Annotated in this window: 17 protein-coding genes; 10 read left to right on the top strand and 7 right to left on the bottom strand. The window is 71.4% G+C overall.

All coding sequences use genetic code 11. From position 1 onward, the window contains the following. Positions 1–402 precede the first annotated feature (402 nt). Positions 403–957 carry a hypothetical protein gene (locus tag FB455_RS17815; RefSeq protein ID WP_013283218.1) on the top strand — a complete coding sequence of 185 codons (555 nt, stop codon included), beginning with the start codon at positions 403–405 and terminating at the stop codon, positions 955–957. Here the strand turns inward: FB455_RS17815 and FB455_RS17820 are convergent. Continuing rightward, positions 942–1,430 (bottom strand): MarR family winged helix-turn-helix transcriptional regulator, encoded by a 489-nt coding sequence (locus FB455_RS17820; protein ID WP_013283217.1) that lies wholly within the window; start codon positions 1,428–1,430, stop codon positions 942–944. The genes FB455_RS17815 and FB455_RS17820 overlap by 16 nt on opposite strands. 81 nt (positions 1,431–1,511) lie before the next feature. Between FB455_RS17820 and FB455_RS17825 the strand changes: the two genes are divergently transcribed. Further along, entirely contained in the window at positions 1,512–1,751 is a 240-nt protein-coding gene (locus tag FB455_RS17825; RefSeq protein WP_145754157.1) for a hypothetical protein, read from the top strand. Here the strand turns inward: FB455_RS17825 and FB455_RS17830 are convergent. From FB455_RS17830 to dnaA, 6 genes are all read right to left on the bottom strand, one after another. Next, complete coding sequence (locus tag FB455_RS17830; RefSeq protein ID WP_013283215.1) at positions 1,742–2,347, bottom strand: DciA family protein; 606 nt, start codon at positions 2,345–2,347, stop codon at positions 1,742–1,744. The genes FB455_RS17825 and FB455_RS17830 overlap by 10 nt on opposite strands. After that, positions 2,340–3,470 (bottom strand): DNA replication/repair protein RecF, encoded by a 1,131-nt coding sequence (gene recF / locus FB455_RS17835; protein ID WP_145754160.1) that lies wholly within the window; start codon positions 3,468–3,470, stop codon positions 2,340–2,342. The genes FB455_RS17830 and recF overlap by 8 nt, the downstream gene beginning before the upstream one ends. A 16-nt stretch (positions 3,471–3,486) precedes the next feature. Then, on the bottom strand, positions 3,487–4,359 hold the full coding sequence (gnd, locus tag FB455_RS17840) for a phosphogluconate dehydrogenase (NAD(+)-dependent, decarboxylating) (RefSeq protein ID WP_145754162.1): 873 nt from the start codon (positions 4,357–4,359) through the stop codon (positions 3,487–3,489). A gap of 40 nt (positions 4,360–4,399) precedes the next feature. Further along, the gene (dnaN, locus tag FB455_RS17845; RefSeq protein ID WP_013283212.1) at positions 4,400–5,533 is read right to left on the bottom strand and encodes a DNA polymerase III subunit beta; all 1,134 of its coding nucleotides are present in this window, start codon (positions 5,531–5,533) and stop codon (positions 4,400–4,402) included. A gap of 212 nt (positions 5,534–5,745) precedes the next feature. Next, positions 5,746–6,018, bottom strand: coding sequence for a hypothetical protein (locus FB455_RS17850; protein ID WP_145754165.1), 273 nt, complete (start codon positions 6,016–6,018; stop codon positions 5,746–5,748). A 571-nt stretch (positions 6,019–6,589) separates the two neighbouring features. Then, the gene (gene dnaA, locus FB455_RS17855; protein WP_013283211.1) at positions 6,590–8,413 is read right to left on the bottom strand and encodes a chromosomal replication initiator protein DnaA; all 1,824 of its coding nucleotides are present in this window, start codon (positions 8,411–8,413) and stop codon (positions 6,590–6,592) included. Positions 8,414–8,989: 576 nt separating this feature from the next. Here dnaA and rpmH point away from each other — a divergent pair. The 8 genes from rpmH (at position 8,990) to FB455_RS17895 (ending at position 15,404) form a co-directional block, all read left to right on the top strand. Further along, positions 8,990–9,127, top strand: a complete 138-nt coding sequence (gene rpmH, locus FB455_RS17860) for a 50S ribosomal protein L34 (protein ID WP_013289388.1) — start codon at positions 8,990–8,992, stop codon at positions 9,125–9,127. A gap of 34 nt (positions 9,128–9,161) precedes the next feature. After that, on the top strand, positions 9,162–9,575 hold the full coding sequence (rnpA, locus tag FB455_RS17865) for a ribonuclease P protein component (RefSeq protein ID WP_030269559.1): 414 nt from the start codon (positions 9,162–9,164) through the stop codon (positions 9,573–9,575). Positions 9,576–9,616: 41 nt separating this feature from the next. Continuing rightward, complete coding sequence (yidD, locus tag FB455_RS17870) at positions 9,617–9,856, top strand: membrane protein insertion efficiency factor YidD (RefSeq protein ID WP_013477538.1); 240 nt, start codon at positions 9,617–9,619, stop codon at positions 9,854–9,856. After that, positions 9,857–10,858, top strand: coding sequence for a membrane protein insertase YidC (yidC, locus tag FB455_RS17875; protein WP_013289386.1), 1,002 nt, complete (start codon positions 9,857–9,859; stop codon positions 10,856–10,858). A 210-nt stretch (positions 10,859–11,068) separates the two neighbouring features. Next, positions 11,069–11,659: a Jag family protein gene (locus FB455_RS17880; protein WP_013289385.1), complete on the top strand. Its 591-nt coding sequence runs from the start codon at positions 11,069–11,071 to the stop codon at positions 11,657–11,659. A gap of 341 nt (positions 11,660–12,000) precedes the next feature. Further along, positions 12,001–12,753, top strand: a complete 753-nt coding sequence (gene rsmG / locus FB455_RS17885) for a 16S rRNA (guanine(527)-N(7))-methyltransferase RsmG (RefSeq protein ID WP_425311453.1) — start codon at positions 12,001–12,003, stop codon at positions 12,751–12,753. A gap of 245 nt (positions 12,754–12,998) precedes the next feature. Continuing rightward, on the top strand, positions 12,999–14,336 hold the full coding sequence (locus FB455_RS34810; RefSeq protein WP_083791353.1) for an AAA family ATPase: 1,338 nt from the start codon (positions 12,999–13,001) through the stop codon (positions 14,334–14,336). A 27-nt stretch (positions 14,337–14,363) separates the two neighbouring features. Continuing rightward, positions 14,364–15,404 (top strand): ParB/RepB/Spo0J family partition protein, encoded by a 1,041-nt coding sequence (locus tag FB455_RS17895; protein ID WP_013289382.1) that lies wholly within the window; start codon positions 14,364–14,366, stop codon positions 15,402–15,404. The last annotated feature ends 890 nt before the right edge of the window (positions 15,405–16,294 follow it).

The raw sequence follows: 16,294 nt of genomic DNA on the forward strand, positions 1-16,294 counted from the left end.
GATCGGCTCGGACCCGATGCGGGACTATGATCGAGGGCTCATGCGGGCCCCTGTCCGTCGCTCCGTCTCGGGTCTTTCGTCTCGCCCTCAATCTTACTGTGCGGAGCCGACCAAACCGCCACTCGGCACCCTCTCCGGGGCGGCTGAGAATGCCGTAGCCGGACGAACCGCGTCGCCCACGACTCCCCCTACACGCCATTGGGGCGGTACCGCGCCACCGGCCACCGTGAGCCACGACGGTCATCCGACCGGTGATCGGCGGCTGCCCCGACCGGGGGTCGCGGCCGGGCCCGGCGTGCCGTAGCTTTTGCGGCGCCGCCGTTGCGGTCTTGATCTTTTGCGCCCGGAACCGGGACGATCGTCGGAGATGGTCCGAAAACGCTTGGTGAGAGGTGACGCCAGATGGGGCTGGACAACGTCGCGGTGCACTGGCCGCGGACCGGCCGCTTCTACGATCCGGTCGCGCCGGCTGAGTTCGTGGACTTCGGCGAGATCGTGGACATGCCCCGGATCTCCGCGCCGACCGCGGCGCTCGCCGAGCTGATCGCGAAGACCGGCACGGTACGCGCGACCGCGTACACCGAATTGGTCGATTTGATCCTCGGGCTGGAGAATGTGCTCTACGCCACGGAAAACGCGGTCGAGGACGAGGACCCGGTGATCGACCCGGACGGCTGCTCCTGGATCGCCGAGGGCGTGGAGAAGTTCGTCGCACGGCACCGGCCGTACGGCGAGCCGGTCACGTTCGAGTCGGTGAGCGAGGTGCTGCGCGCGCTGCTCGGCGACGGGCGGCTGGCCGAGCAGCAGCTCCGCTGGCTCGACAGCCGGCTCGACCGGCTGCGGGACGAGAGCGGCGATCCGCCGCAGTGGAACTTCACCTGCGCCGAGCTGAGCGTGCTGGCGGCCTTCTACCGGCGCTGCGCGGAGCGGGGCTTCGCGGTCTACGCCGACGCCTGACCGGGCGCCGCAGCGCCGGAAGAAGACGTGGCCTGGTTGGCTGCCGCGATCACCTCGGTCAGCGCCGTGTGCAGGTGCCGCAGGTCGGCCAGCGGCAGGCCGAGGCGCTGCACGATGGCCGGCGGGATCCGCTCGGCCTGCGCCCGCAGCGCCTGCCCCTCGGCGGTGAGCGAGACGGCCAGGCTGCGCTCGTCGGCGGCGTCGCGTTCCCGCCGGATGTAGCCGGCCGCCTCCAGCCGCTTGAGGAGCGGTGACAGCGTGCCCGGGTCGAGCTGGAGCAGCCGGCTCAGATCCCGGCCGGACAGCGGCGCGTGCTGCCAGAGCGCCAGCATCACCAGGTATTGCGGATGAGTGAGCCCCATCGGCTCCAGCAGCGGCCGGTAGACAGCGACGACGCTCCGGGCGGCGACTGAGAGCGCGAAGCAGACCTGCTGCTCCAGCGCCAGGGGGTCCTCCTCGATGCCGTCGGTCACCCGCGTCCTCCTCGTCGTCGTTGCGATCGTAGCAATGATTGGTGTACCAATGGTTTGCACACAAACAGAGAGGGCGGCGGGATGAGCGACGAGGAGCAGGTGGGCGACGCCTCCGGCAAGGGTGGCCGCCTGTTGGGCTGGGTGTTCCGCAACCTCGCCGGCCCGTCCCAGGTGCAGGGCGCGGTGCAGGGCGGCTCGAAGCTGGCCCGCGACGCGTGGAAGGAAGACCTGGAACGCCGCAAGCAGTGGAGCCGCGAGCAGCGCGAACTCAAGCGCGCCCGGCGGGAGGCGCGGCGTTCGGGCGGTGTCGGTCAGCCGTAGGTGTCGCGAGGGCCGCGCCCGCGTACCCGTCGGGGACCGCGCGACCACGACGGCGCCGCCGGCCCGTGGATGTGCAGCTTGCGCACCACGTTGTGGCCGACCTCCCGGGCGATCTGCTGCAACAGCGAGCCCGCCAGCAGGCGCAACTGGGTCGCCCACGCCGTCGAACGCGCCTCCACGGTCAGCTCGCCGTCCTCCAGCTTGACCGGGCGGCTGTGCTGCGCGACCTCCGGGCCGACCACCTTCTCCCACGCGCCGAACACGGTCGCCTCGGCGGCCGGCTGCTGCCAGCCGCGCGCCTTCATCAGCTTGTCCAGCACCGCGCCGAGCGGCTGCGGGTCGCGCGGGTCCGGCCCCGGGCCGGAGTAGCCGCGCAGCCGCTTCTCGCCGTCGCCGCGGACCGCGCCGCGCCGTCGCGGGGCCGCCGCCTGCCGCCGGGCCTTCGCCGCGTCGAGCACCGCCCGCGCCAGTTCCGGCCCGGCCGTGCCCTCCGGCAGCTTCGCGGCCGGCTCGCCGTCCGCGGGCTTCCCCGGGGTACGCGCGTCGCGTCCCGGCCCGAGCCGCGCGGGTGGGAGCTGCACCTCGTCATCAGGCACGTCGCACCGTCCCCTCGCCCACCGCATACCGGGTGCCGCGCAGCGTCGCCGGCACGTCGTCGTCCACGGCGCAGGTGACCAGGAGCTGGCTCGCGCCGCCGACCAGCTCGGCCAGCCGCTCCCGCCGGCCGGTGTCCAGCTCGGCGAAGACGTCGTCGAGCACCAGCACCGGCTCGATCCCGTCGGCGCGCAGCAGGTCGTATCCGGCCAGCCGCAACGCCAGCGCGTACGACCAGGACTCGCCGTGGCTCGCGTACCCCTTCGCGGGCAGCGGGCCGAGCGTCAGCGCCAGGTCGTCGCGGTGCGGGCCGACGAGCGTGGTGCCGCGCTCGATCTCGGCGGCGCGGTTCGCGGTGAGCGCGGCGGCGAGCGCCTCCGCCAGCGCCGCCCGGTCGACGCCGGGTTCGGGCAGCTCGACCGAGGGCCGGTACGCGATGCCCGCCGCGCCGCGGCCGGCCGCCACCGCGTCGTACGCCTTCGCCACGTGCGGGGTCAGCGCGGCCACCAGCTCCAGGCGGCCGGCGAGCAGGTCCGCGCCGTGCTGCGCCAGATGCGCGTCCCACACGGCCAGCGTCGACAGGTCACCGCCGCGTGTGCCGCCGGTCTTCCGAGCGAGGTACGACGTACGCAGCAGCGCGTTGCGTTGCTTGACCACACGTTCGTAGTCGGCACGAACACCGGCATAGCGGGGCTGGCGGGTGACCAGCAGGTCGTCCAGGTAGCGGCGGCGTTCAGCCGGGTCGCCGCGGACCAGTTCCAGGTCCTCCGGCGCGAACAGCATCAGGCGCAGCGCGCCGAGCACGTCCCGGGCGCGGCGGGCCGGGGACCGGCCGAGCCGGGCCCGGTTGGCCTTGCCCGGGACGATCTCCAGCTCGACCAGCAGCTCCCGGCCCTCGTGCACCACGGCGCACCGGATCACCGCCGAGGCGGCGCCCATCCGAACCAGCGGGGCGTCGGTGGCGACCCGGTGCGAATCCAGGGTCGCCACGTAACCCAGCGCCTCGACCAGGTTGGTCTTGCCGACGCCGTTGGCGCCGACGAGCACGTTCGGCCCCGGCTCCAGGTCGACGCCGACGCGCTCGTACGAGCGGAAGTCGACCAGTTCGAGCCGGCGGACGTACACAGCCTGTGGATACCGGTCAGCGCTTGTGGACGGCGTGGCCGCCGAACTGCTGGCGCAGCGCGGCGACGGCCTTCATCGCGGGCGAGTCTTCCTGCCGGGAGGCGAACCGGGCGAAGAGCGACGCGGTGATGACGTTGAGCGGTACGGCGAGCCGGACCGCCTCGTCCACGGTCCAGCGGCCCTCGCCGGTGTCCTCGGTGTAGCCGCTCAGCTCGGCCAGCTCCGGGTCCTCGTCGAGTGCCCGGTCCAGCAGGTCGAGCAGCCAGGACCGGACCACGGTGCCCTCGCGCCACGACTTGAACACGCCGGGAACGTTCGTCACCAGCTCCGAGGCCGCAAGCAGCTCGTAGCCCTCGGCGTAGGCGTGCATCAGGCCGTACTCGATGCCGTTGTGCACCATCTTGGCGTAGTGGCCGGCGCCGACCGGGCCGGCGTGCACGAAGCCGAACTCGCCCTCGGGCTTGAGCGACTCGAAGATCGGCATGAGGCGCTCGACGTGCTCCTGCGCGCCGCCGACCATCAGCGCGTACCCGTTCTGCCGGCCCCAGACGCCGCCGGAGACGCCGACGTCGATGTAGCCGATGCCCTGCTCGTTCAGCCGCTCGGCGCGTGGGGCGTCGTCGCTGAACCGGGAGTTGCCGCCGTCGATGATGATGTCGCCCTCGCCGAGCACACCGGCGAGCTCGTCGATGGTGGCGTCGGTGACGCCGGCGGGGACCATGACCCAGACCGCGCGGGGCGACTGGAGCTTCTCGGCAAGCTCGGCCAGGCTCGCGGCGTCGCTGATCTCCGGGTTGTGGTCGTAGCCGACCACCTCGTGCCCGGCGGCGCGCAACCGCTCCCGCATGTTGCCGCCCATGCGGCCGAGTCCTACCAGGCCGAGCTGCATCTGCTCCTACCTCCGTACGTCAGGGTCGTGCTGCCTGCGATCAGCGGGACACGCGAATCGGCATGATGAGGTACCGGTACCCCGGGATGACCTCGCCATCCTCGCCGGCCGGGGAGATGACCGCGGGCTTGAACGCGTCGACGAACCGGAGCAGGGCGTGCTGCGCGCCCAGGTTGGCCAGGCCGTCGATGAGGTACTGCGGGTTGAACCCGATGGTCAGCGGCTCGCCGCTGAAGGTGGCCTCCATGGCCTCGCTGGCCCGGGCCTCCTCGGTGCCGCCCGCCTCGACCACGAGACCGTCGGCGCTGAAGCTGAGCAGCACCGGGGTGGTGCGCTCGGCGACCAGCGCGACGCGCTTGACCACCTCGATGAGCGCGGCGACGGCGACGCGGGCCTCGGCGTTGTGGTCGGCCGGGAACAGCGAGCGCACCGGCGGGTAGTTGGCGCCGTCGAGCAGGCGGCTGGTGGTCCGGCGGGTGCCACCGGAGAAACCGATCATGCCCTCACCGGCGCCGCCGGAGGACAGCGCCATGGTGACGTGGCCACCGAGCGGGCCGAGCGCCTTCGCGGTGTCGTGCAGCGTACGGGCCGGCACCAGCGCGTTGAGGCTGATCTCCGGGTCGTCCGGGTTCCACTCCATCTCGCGCAGCGCGAGGCGGTAGCGGTCGGTCGCCAGCATGGCCATCGTGCTGCCGCTCAGCTCGATCCGTACGCCGGTCATCATCGGCAGCGTCTCGTCGCGGCCCGCGGCGACAGCCACCTGGGCCACGGCGGAGGCGAAGGCGGCGGCGTCGACGGTGCCCGCGCTCTCCGGCATCTCCGGCAGCGTCGGGTAGTCCTCCACCGGCATGGTGGGCAGCGTGAACCGGGCGCTGCCGCAGACCAGTTCGAGGTGGGCGCCGACGGCGGCGATGTCCACCGGCTTGGCCGGCAGGGCCTTGGTGATCTCGGCGAGCAGGCGGCCGGAGACCAGGGCGGCGCCGTCCGCGTCACCCTGCACCTCGACCGTCACCTGGCTGGAGACCTCGTAGTCGAAGCCGGAGACCTGCAGGTTGCCGTCGGTGACGCGGAGCATCACCCCGGCCAGCACCGGTACGGAGGGTCGGTTGGGCAGGCTCTTGGCGGTCCACGCGACCGCCTCGGCGAGCGCGTCGCGCTCCACTCGGAACTTCATCAATGCCTCCGCGTCGACGTCAGCGACAACTCTCTCATGCCGACCGCTGCCACCCGTCCCGCCCGACCGTGCGGGTACCCATCGCACCTTAAGGCGCTGGGACATCGGCTGTGCGCCCGACCCCGTGGATCCAGGTGCCCCGGGCGACTGCCGACGGCAGTGCTCCGGCCCGATCCACAGGAAGTCCAACGGTGATGATTGGTTTTTGTTGTTTAGAAGAGATAACTCATCGTCTTCATCGCACCTGTGCAAACTGTGGAGAACCGGCGTCCGCGCAGGTCAGACACGTTATCCACCGGTGGTTTGGCTGTGGAGAACCAGGGGTAAAACTCGTGTCCCGGTCCACAGCCCTCGCCGGCCGCCGGGTTTTCCACGGTTGTCCACCGGTTGTCCACCGGTAATCCACCGGTTTTCTCCCCAGCGCTGTGGACAACGCCGACAGGGTCGAGAGCCGTCATCCCCAGAACCTTCAACAGCTCGCCCACAGGCAGACCGTCGTCTGGGGATGACGACTGCGTTGTCCCCAGGCATCCACAGCGTCGTCCCCAGGAGTTGTCCACAGTCTGTGGGTAACCGGCCGGGTGCAAAGCGTGGTTGTCCACTGCCTGTGACACAGGGGCTGTGGACAACGGGTACGAACTGTGGACGAGCACACGACAGATCCTGGGCCCTCCACCGGGTCGAGGGTCAACCGATCCCCGCTGTCGGCTACTTGCCACCCGCCCGAGCCCGCCGCGTCGGCGCCGAATTGGTCACCTTGGTCACCCCACCCCTCCCGCGACTCCGCCCGCCCCGCCCAGCCCTGCTCGGGTCGACCATGAAGTTGGCGGCATCTGGCGTCCGGTTTGTCGCCGCTAACCTCATGATCGACGCGAACGGCCGGCCGGTGAGGGTGGGACCGTGGCTGCGTTCAGGTCACGCGTGAGGTGTGACGTTCAGCTCTGGCGAGATCTTGGTAGGAAACGGCCCCTATGAGGGCGCCAAGCTTCCAAGATCTGCGGGGACGTCCGCGGCGGGAGCGGTGAGGGAAATGAGGCAGCGCGAGGAGAGAGACGGTCAGGTGTTCTGCTTGATGCGGTTCGTCAGCTCGGCGATCTGGTTGTAGAGCGAGCGCCGCTCCGCCATCTGCTGGCGGATCTTGCGGTCCGCGTGCATCACCGTCGTGTGGTCCCGGCCGCCGAACGCCTGCCCGATTCGGGGCAGCGACAGGTCGGTCAGCTCGCGGCACAGGTACATGGCCACCTGACGCGCGTTCACCAGCACCCGGGAGCGGGAGTGGCCGCGCAGGTCCTCCAGGCTCACGCCGAAGTAGTCGGCCGTGGACACCATGATCTGGTCCGCGGTGATCTCCGGGCCGGCGCCGTCCGGGATGAAGTCCCGCAGCACCTCCTCGGCCAGCGACAGCTCGACCGAGGATCGGGTGAGGCTGGCGAAGGCGGTGACCCGGATCAGCGCCCCCTCCAGTTCGCGGATCGAGTTCGACACCCGGGACGCGATGAACTCCAGCACGTCCGGCGGGGCGAACAGCCGCTCCTGCGCCGCCTTCTTCTGCAGGATCGCGATCCGCGTCTCCAGGTCCGGCGGCTGGATGTCGGCGAGCAGACCCCACTCGAACCGCGTACGCAGCCGGTCCTCCAGCGTCGCCAGCTGCTTCGGCGAGCGGTCGGACGTGATCACGATCTGCTTGTTGGCGTTGTGCAGGGTGTTGAAGGTGTGGAAGAACTCCTCCTGCGTCCGCTCCCGGTTCTCCAGGAACTGGATGTCGTCGATCAGGAGGATGTCCACGTCCCGGTAGCGGCGCTGGAACGCGCTCGTCTTGTCGTCGCGCAGCGAGTTGATGAAGTCGTTCGTGAACTCCTCGGTCGAGACGTACCGGACCGAGCGCGCGTTGCCGAGCGTCGTGGCGTAGTGCCCGATGGCGTGCAGCAGGTGGGTCTTGCCCAGCCCTGAGCTGCCGTAGATGAACAGCGGGTTGTACGCCTTCGCCGGCGACTCGGCCACCGCCACGCTCGCGGCGTGCGCGAACCGGTTGGACGAGCCGATGACGAAAGTTTCGAACATGTACTTCGGGTTGAGCCGGTTGCCGCCGCTCTCCGTACCGCCGGGGAGCCTGCGATCGGCCTGGCCGCCGCCGCCCGGACGGTGGTGGTCGGCGCCACCCCGGCCGGGGCCGTTGTCGGTGGCGCCGTCGCGCGGCAGGCCGCGCATCGGCGCGGGGTCGGCGGGCGGACTCTCCCGGTATCGGGGCTCGTATCCGCCGGCGTCGGGCACGGGCGGCTCGATGCGGGTGCGCTCGTCGAAGGCGCGGCGCTCGGGCGCGGTGCGTACCGGCTCGGCGAACGCAGCGCTGAAGAGCGTGTCCTGCGCGTCCCGGCCGGCCGGAATGAGGTGCGGGCGGCCGCCGCCGTCGGCGGTCCGCTGGCGCGGCGCCGGCTCGTCGAGCGGCTGCTCCGGGCGCGGTTCGGCGTACCCGGCCTCGGCGTACCCGGGTTCCGGGCGCGGCGACGGGAAGGCGGACGCGGGCTGGTCGAAGCCGGGCAGCGGGGCGGCGGCGTCGTGCTCGGGCAGCGGCTCCGGGCCGCTGCGGTAGACAGTGCCGGCCGGGCGGGCGCTCGGGTCGTCGGAGACCCGCACGGTGACGGCCACCTGGATCGGCCGGCCGAGCCGGCGGCTCAACGCCTCGGTGATGGCCGGGCGGAGCCGGGACTCGATCACGTCCCGGGTGAAGGCGTCCGGCACCGAGAGCAGCGCCGTGTCCTCGACGATCGCCCGCAGCCGGGTGAGCCGGAGGTACGCCCGTTGCTGCGCGGAGATGATCTCGTCGGCGAGTTCGTCGGTGGTCGCCGTCCACACCGCGGCAAGGTCGGTCGCTCCGGTCACCGTCGTGCCACCCCCTCGCCTGCTCCTTCTCACGCCCGCCCGGACGGCTGACCGGTCGTCATCCACAAGTTATCCACAGCCTGTGTACCGACCGATTGTGGCCGCCCACCGGACGCGGGTCGGACCTGCCCCCCTCGATCCGGGGAGGCGTTGAAGCGGGTTCACCGTGCCGAACGATTCAACAGCGTGTCCGGTCTTGCCGATCGGCGACAAACCCCGGACCCCCGACGCCGACCGCAATCGCGCACGCTAACAGCGCGGACCCCACAGCATCAACCGGCGACACCCTGACGACCTTGGCAACATCAGTGAAAATCGCCCCTTCGGTCGCGCTTGCGCGCAGGTCGGACGCCCGAGTGTGACGTTTGACGGTCATTGCGCCCCTGCGTAGGCTGGAGCGGCTGCTCTCTCGCCCTCTGCTAGGGTGATTGATGCTTGCTGTCCGTGGCTGTCACCCCGCATCGCCGGGGAGCGTGTCGCGGCAGCGCCGATCGGAGGTCACCGACAGGTGATCTGGACCAGCACACGACCCCGGGCGATCCGCCGCGCGGGGCGTACGACAACGGAGAGCCTGACGTGAGCAAGCGCACCTACCAGCCGAACAACCGCCGGCGCGCGAAGACCCACGGCTTCCGGCTGCGCATGCGCACCCGTGCCGGCCGCGCCATCATCTCGACCCGTCGCTCCAAGGGCCGCGCCCGCCTGTCGGCCTGACGCCGACAGGTCCGGTCCGGGGACGTGGGCAGTCGTGCTGGCCGCCGCGCAACGACTGCGGCGCAGTAACGACTTCGCCGCAGCGGTTCGCGGTGGCCGACGCGTCGGCCGTGGCGCCGTCGTGGTCCACCTGACCCTCCCCGAGCCGATCGGCACCACCGCGACACTCTCGCCGGAGCCGGCGCGAAGCCTCGGTGCGGAGACCTCCGCACCGAGCCGCGCCGGCTTCGTCGTGTCCAAGGCCGTCGGCGGCGCTGTGGTCCGCAACAAGGTCCGCCGCCGGCTCCGGCATCTGGTCCGCGAGCGGCTGGGCGAGCTGCCCGCCGGCACCACCCTCGTGGTACGCGCGCTGCCTGCGGCCGCCGACGCGACGTACGCCCGGCTCGGGGCCGACCTGGACGCGGCCATCGCCGCCGCACGGGCCCCCCGGGGACGGCGGTCGCGGTGACCGGCCCGACGACGACTCCGTCGCCCACAACCGGTGCCCGCATGCTGCTGGCACCCATCATCGCGTACCGTCGGTGGATAAGTCCGGCACTGCCGGCCCGCTGCCGGTTCTACCCGTCGTGCAGTGCCTACGCCGTCGAGGCGGTGTCCCGGCACGGTGCGCTGCGGGGAGCCTGGCTGACGGTCCGTCGGCTGTCGCGCTGCCACCCCTTCCACCCTGGTGGACACGACCCGGTTCCGGAGCCGGGCGACCGCCGCCGTTCCGACGTGACTGGAGCCTGAGTGTTTAGTCTCGACTGGATCTACTACGCGATCTCGTGGATCCTGCTGACCTGGCACTCGGCCTGGGACGCCATCGGAGTTCCGGTCGGGGCCGTGATCGGTACGAACTGGGCCTGGATCCTCGCCATCGTCTTCCTGGTGGTGACGGTCCGGGTGATCCTGTTCCCGGTCTTCGTCAAGCAGATCAAGTCGCAGCGTGCCATGCAGGCGCTCCAGCCGAAGGTCAAGGAGCTCCAGGAGAAGCACAAGGGTGACCGGGAGACGCTCCAGAAGGAGATGATGGAGCTCTATCGGAAGGAAAAGGCCAACCCGCTCATGGGCTGCCTTCCGATGTTCCTCCAGATCCCGGTCTTCCTGGGCCTGTTCCACACGCTGCGCCGCCTCAGCCCTGACAACCAGGGCAAGACCCTGTACGGCTGGACCGTCGACCAGTTCAACAGCGCCTCCAACGCGACGCTGTTCACCGCGCCGATCTCCGGCAAGTTCGGCTCCACCGCTGACGAGCTGAGCCGGCTCGGAGCGAGCACCGGCACGGTCAAGGTGGTCGCCGGCATCCTGGTGATCATCATGATCGCCACCACCTACCTGACCAGCCGTCAGATGATCCTCAAGACCGGGTGGGCCGAGGACCCGCAGCAGCGCATGGTGCAGCGGCTGATGCTCTACGGCATCCCGCTGTCGCTGCTGATCTCGGGTGCGATCTTCCCGATCGGTGTGATCATCTACTGGGTCACCAACAACCTCTTCACGCTCGGCCAGCAGCAGTGGGTGCTGCGGAAGTTCCCGCCGCCGCCGACCGCGAAGAGCACCAGCGCCGCCAAGAGCACCTCCGGCAAGGGCCCCGTGCAGCCGGCCAAGGCCGGTGGCCTGTTCGGCCGCAAGGCGGCCCAGCCGCCGGCGAAGGCTCCGGCCGTCGCGCCGAAGGTGGCCGGCCCGAAGCCTGGCGCCAAGCCGGTCAACCCGAAGAAGGGTGGCAGCAAGCCCGCCAAGCGACAGGGCTGAGCCCACAGGGCCACCGTCGCGACGTCGGCGGTGGCCCGTTCCGGCCGCGTGCTGCCATCCGAGGAGTCGGCGCCGGGCCGGAATCGCCGCGCGGAGCGCGGACACGGGCGAAACTGGCCCGTACAGACGTGCCCGAGGGCACCCGGCGAACCTCCCGCCGGCCCCGGGAGACCAGCGGACCCCCGACGGTCCGGCCGAGCGAGTACGGAGATGAGACCCGTGACCGAGACCAGCATCCCCAGCGCCGACCAGTCCCTGGACGAGGAGACCCCCGTTACCGCCGCCACCGAGACCGAGGACGCCGCTGGCGAGGCCCGGGAGAAGAAGGCCCCGGCCGACAGCGACCTGTTCCGCCAGAGCGAGATCGCCGCCGACTACGTCGAGGGACTGCTGGACATCCTCGACTACGACGGCGACATCGACGAGCTGGTCTCCGGCGGCCGCCCCGTCGTCGAGGTCGTCGGCGGCCGGCTCCAGAACCTGGTCGGCCAGCGCGGCGCGACCCTGGAGGCGCTCCAGGAGCTGACCCGGCTGGCCGTGTTCCGTCAGACCGGCACCCCGAGCCGGCTGCTGCTCGACGTCGGCGGCTACCGGGCCGCCCGGCGCAAGGAACTGGCCGCCGTGGCGAAGAACGCGGTCGAGAAGGTCAAGGAGCACGGCGAGCCGGTGCGCCTGGAGCCGATGTCCGCGTTCGAGCGCAAGTGCGTGCACGACGTGGTGAACGCGATGAGCGGGGTGGAGAGCGAGTCCGAGGGCGTCGAGCCCAACCGCCGCATCGTCGTCCGGCCGGTGGCGGACTGAGGTCCGTGATCTCCGACGAGACGACGGCAGGAGCCGTGACCGGCCCGGGCGGTACGCCGCCCGGGCCGTCGGCTGTGCGCCCCGACAACACAGTCGACCCGGTCTTCTCCGATGACGACGGGCCGGCCGACCCGGCGTACCCGGGAAGGGCCGTGACCGACCCCGGCGAGCCCGCCTTCTCCGGCGAGCCGGCGGTGGTGACCGGGATCGAGCCCGCCGACCCGGCGGTGGACGTGACACCCGCCTTCTCCGGCGAGCAGGCGGCGGACGTGACGCCGGCCGACCCGGCCGCGGTGGCCGACCCGGTCTTCGCGGAGCCGTCGGCGGACGCACCGTCCCTCGTGGACGGTGACGACGTCCCCGACCCGGCGACGGCGACGCTGCCGCCCGAGCTGGCGGAGGCCGCCCGCGCGTTGTTCGGTGACCGGCTCGACCTGGCCGCCGCGTACGCCGAACTACTCGCCACCGACGGCGTGGTCCGCGGCCTGATCGGCCCCCGCGAGACGCCGCGCCTCTGGGAGCGGCACCTGCTCAACTGTGCGGTGGTGGCGGAGCGGATCCCGGAGGGCGCCAGCGTGATCGACGTCGGCTCCGGTGCCGGGCTGCCCGGTCTGGTGCTGGCGATCGCGCGTCCCGACCTCACCGTGACGCTCGTCGAGCCGCTGGCCCGGCGGACCGCCTTCCTGATCGAGGCGGTACAGCGTCTCGGCCTGACCCGGGACGTCCGTGTGTTCCGTGGGCGGGCCGAGGAGGCGGCGGCCGGCTCGCGTGACCGGGAACCACTGAGCGCCGACATCGTGACTGCCCGCGCGGTGGCGCCGCTGGACCGGCTCGCCTCCTGGTGCCTGCCGCTCGTGGCCCCCGGCGGACGGCTGGTCGCGCTCAAGGGCGCCTCGGCGGCCGACGAGATCACCGAGCACACCGAGGCCGTGATCCGCCTCGGCGGCGCGACCCCGGAACTGCACCGCTGCGGCGAAGGGGTGATCGACCCCCCGGCGACTGTGGTCGAGGTGGTCCGGGAGCGCGTGATCAACCCGCGCCGTCCGAAGAAGCCGAAGCGGTCGCGTGGCGGTCGCCGCCGCGGCGACCGCTGAGCCGGTACGCCATTCCGCACGCCCGATCCGGTCGTTGGACCGGTGGGCGTGACGCGATCGATCGCAACCCGACATGGACCCACCGCGCCCGTCGGCCGTAGGCTGACCGCGCGTCGATAGTGTGGAACGGCGGTGCCGGGCGGCACCCGAACCTGACGGTTCCCGCCGAACCGACGGCGCCGTGCGAGGCGCGGACGCGATTCGACGGGTGCGGACCGACCATCCGGAGCGGGTAGGGATGACAGGTGCATGACGACGGCAGGTACGACGATCCACGGTTGACCGGACCAGGAGGCGAGCCCTCCGCCGACCCCGTTTCACGTGAAACCAACTACCAGGAGTGGACGGTGAACGAGTCCGGCGAACCGTCCTCCCCGTACCCGGCTCAGCCGTCCAAGCGACGGGAGCCGTCGGCCGGCGGGCCCGTGCGGCCCGTGTCGTCCGTGCCGGCGAACGTACCGCCGGCACGCGACCCGCTCGACCCGGCCGACGGTCCGGTGAACGCACCGACTCCGCGCCCGCCCGCGGTGCGGGCGAACGCCGCGGTACCCACCCGCTACGAACCCCAGCCGCCCGTCTCGGCCGTGCCGTTCCAGGCCGTCCCCGAGGTCACAGCGGCGCCGTCCGACACGCCACAAGCGGACGGGTACGGGGACGAGGTAGACGCCAGCACGTACGTTTCACGTGAAACCCCGACGCGCGAAGAGGATGATCCACCGTTGGCTATGGAGGCGATGCGCGCCGTGCAGATCCTGAATCCCAGTGGCGAGGTCACCATGCCGCGCCCCGACCGGACCCGGGTGATGTGCGTCGCCAACCAGAAGGGCGGCGTGGGTAAGACGACCACCACCGTGAACCTCGCAGTGGCACTCGCGCTGCACGGCAACCGGGTGCTCGTGGTCGACCTTGATCCCCAGGGCAACGCCTCCACCGGTCTGAACGTGCCGCACCACACGGGCGTGCCCGACGTGTACGACTGCCTGATCGACAGTGTGCCGCTGGAGGAGGTGGCCCAAGCGGTCGAGGGCATCCCGAACCTGTGGTGCGTACCGGCCACGATCGACCTGGCCGGCGCCGAGATCGAGCTGGTCTCCGTGGTGGCCCGGGAGTCGCGCCTGGCGCGGGCCATCGCCGCGTACCCCGGTCACTTCGACTACGTCTTCATAGACTGTCCGCCGTCGCTCGGCCTGCTCACAGTCAACGCGCTCGTGGCCGCGCAGGAGGTGCTGATCCCGATCCAGTGCGAGTACTACGCGCTGGAGGGCCTCAACCAGCTGATCAACAACATCAACCTGGTTCGTCAGCACCTCAACCCGAAGCTCGAGGTCTCCACGATCCTGCTCACCATGTACGACAGGCGTACCCGGCTGGCCGACGCGGTGGAGCAGGACGTCCGGAACCACTTCGGCGACAAGGTGCTCCAGGCCGTCATCCCCCGCAACGTGCGTGTCTCCGAGGCACCGAGCTACGGCCAGTCGGTGATGACCTACGATCCCGGTTCGCGGGGGGCCACGAGTTACTTCGAGGCCGCCCAGGAGATCGCGGAGCGAGGCGTCAAGGAGCCGGTGAGCCGGAATGCGTAGTGCGGAGATGTCGCTGGGAGGCGTCGCATGAAGAACCGTCCCCGCGGCGGACTGGGCCGAGGGCTCGGCGCCCTCATCCCCACCGGACCGGTACCGGGCGCCGAACCGGCTGCCACCGAACCGGAATCGTCGGCCACTGCCGCGTCGCCGTCGACTCCGGTCGCCGGTGCGACCGCCGCCATCACCGGCGGCGTCGGGAGCACCCCGCCTCCGGCCTTCGAGCCCGAGCCCCAGCTGAGCCCGGTGCCCGGTGCCCGCTTCGCGGAGATCCCGGTCGACGCGATCGTGCCGAACCCGAAGCAGCCCCGGCACGTCTTCGACGAGGAGGCGCTGGAGGAACTGAAGACCTCGATCCAGGAGGTCGGCTTCCTCCAGCCGATCGTGGTCCGCCAGCTCGACCCCGAGAAGTTCGAACTCGTGATGGGTGAGCGGCGCTGGCGTGCCGCCCAGGCGGTCGGCCGGGAGACCATCCCCGCCATCGTCCGGGACACCAAGGACGACGCGATGCTCCGGGACGCGCTCCTGGAGAACATCCACCGCGCCAACCTCAACCCGCTCGAAGAGGCGGCGGCGTACCAGCAACTCCTTGAGGAGTTCGGTGCCACGCACGAGGAACTGGCCCGGCGGATCGGCCGCAGCCGCCCGCAGATCTCCAACACCATCAGGCTGATGAACCTGCCACCCGCCGTGCAGCGCCGGGTCGCCGCCGGTGTCCTCTCCGCCGGCCACGCCCGGGCACTGCTCAGCCTGGACAACGCCGAGGCGCAGGAGGCACTCGCCGAGCGGATCGTTCGCGAGGGCATCACGGTCCGCGGCGCCGAGGAACTGGTGCACCTGGCGCTCGCCGAGGAGCCGGCGAAGACGGCCGCCGCCAAGCGTCGGCCGAAGCCGCACGCCCCGGCGCTCACCGATCTCGCAGACCGGCTGTCGGACCGATTCGACACCCGGGTGAAGGTCGACATCGGCCGCAGCAAGGGCAAGATCACGATCGAGTTCGCCACCGTCGACGACCTGGAGCGGATCGTCGGCATCATCGGCGTGGGCGAGGACGGGCAGCCCGAGGCGTAGCCCTTTTCTCCGGTGTCGATCCGGCCGCATCCCGACGAGGGGATGCGGCCGGATCTGTGTCCGGGTCGGTTCGGTGCCGTTCGTCGGGCATGGCGGTTCGTTGGGTCACGGCTACTCGGTCGACGGGGACCGGCCCCTCCGAAGCCGATGCCGTCTCCGACGAGGGGCTGGGCCGTCTGGTGCCGGTGGTGCTCACCGATGCCCTAGCGTCCTTCCGCGCTGATGCGGTCGAAGCGGGAGCATCCTGGGTCGCATCGGCTGTTGGGGCTGTCGTGCCTCGCCCGTCGTTTCACGTGAAACGGGGGCAGGCGACTGGGTGGTGGCGGTGAATCTGCTATCCGCGTTACTGATCGGCGGCAGGCCGCGCGCCCGAGCGCTGAAGGGCTGAGTACGCGAGGGCCGAGTGCGCAAAGGTTCCGAAAGAGCCGCCGTTCGGCGTTGACGAGTCGGTCCGCGCCCACTCCGCTGGTCTGGCAGGAGGGCTGGCGGCGACGGCTCAGACGGAATCCGTTGCTTGGTGACTCGCTGGTTCCGCGTGACGCACTCGTCTAGCCGCCGGCTGGTGCCGCCCACCGATCGCACGCACGCGAACCGGTTCTCCGCCGGAAAGCCATTCGAGCCGTCGGGCTGCCGGGCCGCCGGGCTGCCGGGCCGTCGGGCTGCCGGGCCGTCGGGCTGCCGGGCTGCCGGGCCGTCGGGCTGCCGGGCTGCCGAGCCGCCATGCCCGGGCCAGCGTGCCGGCGTGCCCCGGGTTGGCGTGCCGACTGTCCCGGGTTGGCGTGTCGACTGTCCCGGGCGGCAAGCCCTGAGCTAGGGCAAGGGCGATCGGAGGATGACCATGCTGACGGGCCAGAGGGTTGAGCACGCCCGGCCGTGACGACCGCGCAAGA

It is taken from the genome of Micromonospora sp. CNZ296 (assembly GCF_007827635.1).

What these genes read in the sequence shown, in the direction of transcription:
- FB455_RS17815 (WP_013283218.1), top strand. Translation starts at nt 403, where the DNA reads ATGGGGCTGGACAACGTCGCGGTGCACTGGCCGCGGACCGGCCGCTTC.
- FB455_RS17825 (WP_145754157.1), top strand. Translation starts at nt 1,512, where the DNA reads ATGAGCGACGAGGAGCAGGTGGGCGACGCCTCCGGCAAGGGTGGCCGC.
- gnd (WP_145754162.1), bottom strand. Translation starts at nt 4,359, where the DNA reads ATGCAGCTCGGCCTGGTAGGACTCGGCCGCATGGGCGGCAACATGCGG.
- dnaN (WP_013283212.1), bottom strand. Translation starts at nt 5,533, where the DNA reads ATGAAGTTCCGAGTGGAGCGCGACGCGCTCGCCGAGGCGGTCGCGTGG.
- yidD (WP_013477538.1), top strand. Translation starts at nt 9,617, where the DNA reads ATGCTGCTGGCACCCATCATCGCGTACCGTCGGTGGATAAGTCCGGCA.
- FB455_RS17880 (WP_013289385.1), top strand. Translation starts at nt 11,069, where the DNA reads ATGAGACCCGTGACCGAGACCAGCATCCCCAGCGCCGACCAGTCCCTG.
- FB455_RS17895 (WP_013289382.1), top strand. Translation starts at nt 14,364, where the DNA reads ATGAAGAACCGTCCCCGCGGCGGACTGGGCCGAGGGCTCGGCGCCCTC.